The organism is Thiomonas sp., from assembly GCF_054608695.1.
The window spans coordinates 1-4,415 of record NZ_JBTRXV010000167.1; the positions used below are offsets into that span (position 1 = coordinate 1).

The following is a 4,415-nucleotide window of genomic DNA, read 5'->3' on the forward strand; positions in this document are numbered from 1 at the left end:
TGCCGCGCTTGATCTGCACGTTGACGATCTCCCCCGTGGCGATGTCCACCGTGTGCATCTGGAACACCTGCTTGGCAATGTCCAACCCCACGACCTGCAGGCCGTCGATCGTGCCGATGATTTGCCCCGCGCTCATGCCAGTCTTACGATTCATCTCGGGTCCCCGATGGTGTTTGTGAAGACCGTGGTCTATCACGCCCTGGGCACATCGATGCCGTCTCCATCCGGAGACCCACCCCGCCACCCTGGCGGCAAGGCCACTCCCGAACGGCTGCGCGTTCATCTCCGTGCTCCTGTCTCAATCCCCGTAGGGAGGGAGGCATCCATCACATCTCCTGAAGGTGTTGGACATTGCGGACGCACGTCGGGCGTGCATCAGTCCAATTTCGGGACCGCAGTGGCGGTCGGTTCAGGATCTGCGCGGGTGAGAAGGGCCTTGGGGATGTGAAGACGCTCGAATCTTACCGGCGTTTGCGGTGTGCGCAAGTCGACGAACACAGTTCAGCATGGATCCTGCCCATCCGTTTGCCACGTTGCCGCATCGGGCAACTCGATTCGCCTGAAATCGTTTCGGATGGTCGGTCGATCGATTTTCAATTGGACGCTTATCAATTTACAATCGGACGCTATGCAAGCCTTCGAACATCATCCCCGTTTTGTCCAGCCCCGCTTGATCGAGGCTTTGAGCGATACGCCTGTTGCCCTCATCCATGGGCCGCGGCAGTGCGGCAAGACCACGCTGGCTCGTGCCGTCGGGGCGCAGCACGGCTATGCCTACATCAGCTTTGACGATGACGTGCAGCGCGCTGCGGCCCAAACCGATCCAGTCGGTTTCGTGGCGGATTTGCCCGACAAGGTCATTCTCGACGAAGTGCAGCGCGTGCCCCTGCTCTTCACCACCCTCAAGGCCGCCGTTGATCGCGATCGCCGACCCGGGCGATTCATCCTGACCGGCTCGGCGAATGTCCTGCTGTTGCCCAAGCTGGCCGATTCGCTGGCCGGGCGCATGGAGATCCTGCGGCTGCATCCGCTGGCGCAGGCCGAGTTGGCGGCGGTGCCGACGGACTTGCTGGCCGCCTTGTTCAGCGCCAGCGTCCCACCCCGGGCGCACGTCCGACCCCACACCCAACCCCACGCCAGACTGGGCAAGGCGCTGGCCGAGCGGGTGGCCGCCGGAGGTTTCCCCGCCGCGCTTGCGCGTGGCACCTCACGGCGTCGCACAGCCTGGTACCGCGACTATGTCGAGACCCTGGTGCAACGCGATGTGCGCGACCTGGCACGCATCGCCGCCCTGGACGCCTTGCCCCGTCTGATGGCCATGGCCGCAGGGCAAACAGCGCATCTGCTCAACGTCACCGACCTCGCCGCGCCATTCCAGCTCAGCCGCCCGACCATCCGCGAGTATGTGTCCTTGCTGCAGCGCATCTTCCTGTTGGAAGAACTGCCTCCTTGGCACAGCAACCGCCTGAGCCGCCTGATCAAGACCCCCAAACTGCACCTGGGCGACACGGGGCTGGCCTGTGCCCTGCTCGGTGTCGACGCCCAAGGCTTGTGGGACGATCGTCGACTGTTCGGGCAATTGCTCGAAACCTTCGTTTACCAGGAGTTGCGCCGCCAGGCCAGTTGGGCCGGGGAGCGCAGCGCCTTCTTTCACTTCCGAGACAAGGACGGCGTCGAAGTCGACATCGTCGTCGAGCAAGGACAGAAGCTCGTCGGTCTCGAGGTCAAGGCCGCATCGACGGTGACGGCGGCCGACTTCAAGGGTTTGCGCAAACTCCAGGACGCCGTTGGCGCACGCTTGATTGCGGGCGTGGTGCTGTATGACGGCGAGGCCGTTCTGCCCTTCGGGCCCGGCCTGCATGCCCTGCCGATCAGCGTCTTGTGGAAGGAGGTTTAGCCCCAATACTGTTCAGATACGGAGCACTGGCGTCGGCTGATGCCTCTGGTGGAGCGACTCGCCGCGATGGCGGACGTTGAAGTTGCTCATCTTGCGCCTGACGCCGCGCGGATTGAAGCGCCCGCGGCTGCTGACGCATCGACCGCGTGCGATCGCCTCAAGCAGCGCATCGCGCCAGGCAGCCAACCGCTCAGGGGGGAACAGCCGCAGCTTGCGGCATCTTGCGCTTGATCACACGCACCGCGTGCGTGAAGCTCAAACGATCGGGGTCGAGCCCGCGCGGCCAGGCCGCTTGCGCCATCAACTGGCGGATGGCGAAGTGCGCCAGCAGCAAGCCCCACAGCTCTTGCAGAACCAGATCGGGCGTTTTGCTGCGCAGCACCGTGCTGTTGGCGCGCAGGTGCGTCTTGAACTCGTCGAAGACGCCTTCGATCTCCCAGCGTTCGTGGTACAGCGCAGCCAACTCCAAGGCCGGCGCCTCGGCGGGCTCCAGGATGTTGGTCACCAACCGGTAGCTGTCCTGGGACGTGGTGGCCGAGTCCTGCAGCGTGTAGTCGATCACCCGCACCGTTTGTCCCGAGCGGCGCGCGTGGTCACTGCTGTCGAACACGGTGCTGAGGTAGGAGCCGTCGGGCAGCATCTGCTCCGCCGGTAGCTTGAGGTTGGATTGGACCCGCCAGGCCAGCTTGGCGCCGGTGGCGCAGGCGATGCGCCAAAGCTTGAAGCCGTAGAAGTTTCGGTCGGCCAGCACCAACATGTCGGGCTCCAGCTTGGCCGGCAACATCTTCGCCGCCATGGCTTGTTCACTGTGGCCGTAGGGCGCGACCTCGGCGGCCGTCACCCCATGCGTGCCGCACTCCACCAGCCCCAGCAGCCGCGCCTGCGGGAACGCACTCTGCCCGCGTGAGGCGCCCGGGTAGCCGAAGTACTCGGCATTGGCCGCCTCGTCGGCGACGTCCATGCAACTGCCGTCCAGGGCCATGACGCGAAGCCCTCGGTACCACGCACCCGGCGCACCAGGAGCGGCCAGCGGCCGCAGCACGCGTTCGGCCAGTTGGCGCATCACCTGCGAGCCCAGTCGGGTGCGAGCCTGCGAGATCGCTGACTTGCTGGCTTGCACCGCGCCGGCCTCACCACCGCCGAGCCACTGCAGACCCTCGCACACCACCCGCAGCACCTCCTCCAGCGGCGCCTCACGCCACAGCGCCAAGGCCATCACGTAGTACACGACCGCCGGCGCCGGCAGCCGCCGCTGGCGTTGGCTTGCCTTGCCGGTATCGGCCAGCACCTCCTCGATCAACGCGCGCGGGCACACGCTGGCCAGCACGCCTGCGCTGATCAGGTGCGCAACGTCCACTCTCGCCGGCAGTGCCTTGCGGGTTCTCGCCATCGTCCGTCTCCATCGAAGTCTCGACAGGGACAGATTATCATCGATTTACTTCTATCTGAACAGTATTGGGTTTAGCCCGGCTGGCAACCCGGGCCGAAGCCTCCCTAACAGCCCGCCTCACACAAACCCCATGGTCCCAGCCCCCACCCCACCCGGTTTGAAGCCGCATTCCGCGCGCAGCGCGATGACGAAGTCGTGCGCACTGCGCAGGGGCTGCAAGCGATGCCGCCGCGCCACCGTCGCAAAGTCCCCCGGCGTCAGCGAGGCCAGCGCCTGCAGGTCTTGCCGCAGCCCGTCCTCCGGCACCCCCAGCCCCAAGGCCGCGCAATGCCTGCCCAACAAAGCCCAGGCCTGCTCGAAGCGCAGCGCGCGGAACTGCAGCTTCAGATCAAAGCGCCGCAGCGCCGCCGGATCCAGCCCCTCCAGGCGATTGGTCGTGGCGACGAACACCCCGCAGAACGCCTCCATCTGCGTCAGCAACTCCTGCGCCAGCGTCACCTCCCAGGCCTGCGCTGCACCGCGCCGATCCTGCAGCAGGCCATCGATCTCATCGATCAGCAGCACCGCCCCATCCGCCTGCGCTTCCCGGAAGGCCCGCGCCACCAGCCGTTCACTCGCCCCCAGCCACTTGGCCAACAGATCCGACGCCCGCCAGAGCTGCAGCGGCAGCCCGCATTGATCCGCCAGCCAGCGCGCAGCCGCCGTCTTGCCCGTGCCCGGCGGCCCGGCCAGACACAGCCTGGCGCTGCCTGTGCGCGCGATGCCCAGCGCCATCGCCCGCAGATCCCCATCGGCATGCACCAGGTCGGGGTCATAGCAGGAGGGCAGGCCCAGGGGATCGTGCCCCAGCATCGGTCCCAGAATCGCCGGGTGGCCCTGGGCGCGCAAGGTCTGGTTCACCAGGCTGAGCAAGGCGCGGTCATACGGCAACGCGGCGTTGTCCGCGCCTGTCGGCTGTTGTGCCTGGTGTTGTGTCTGTTGCTGCACCTGCTGCTGCACCCGCTGCAACACCGCCGCCGCCCGCGTCAGCACCGCCGGAGCCAGCACCTCGCTGGCCGCCAGAGCCGCCAGGGTCTCGGCCCCCACCAGCGCCCCCACACGGGCCTGGGCGATGGCGGCCCGCACCGC

Annotated in this window: 3 protein-coding genes and 1 pseudogene; 1 reads left to right on the forward strand and 3 read right to left on the reverse strand. The window is 66.6% G+C overall.

The features are described 5' to 3' along the window. Positions 1-154 (reverse strand): annotated as a pseudogene (locus ACYCUK_RS23525) (IS110 family transposase); the annotation flags it as partial. Positions 155-628: 474 nt separating this feature from the next. Here ACYCUK_RS23525 and ACYCUK_RS23530 point away from each other — a divergent pair. Further along, positions 629-1,897 carry an ATP-binding protein gene (locus tag ACYCUK_RS23530; protein WP_461597013.1) on the forward strand — a complete coding sequence of 423 codons (1,269 nt, stop codon included), beginning with the start codon at positions 629-631 and terminating at the stop codon, positions 1,895-1,897. A 190-nt stretch (positions 1,898-2,087) separates the two neighbouring features. Here the strand turns inward: ACYCUK_RS23530 and ACYCUK_RS23535 are convergent, their stop codons facing one another. Then, complete coding sequence (locus tag ACYCUK_RS23535; protein WP_461597014.1) at positions 2,088-3,287, reverse strand: IS4 family transposase; 1,200 nt, start codon at positions 3,285-3,287, stop codon at positions 2,088-2,090. A gap of 117 nt (positions 3,288-3,404) precedes the next feature. Then, on the reverse strand, positions 3,405-4,415 hold a 1,011-nt coding region (locus ACYCUK_RS23540; protein WP_461597015.1), incomplete at its 5' end, for an ATP-binding protein.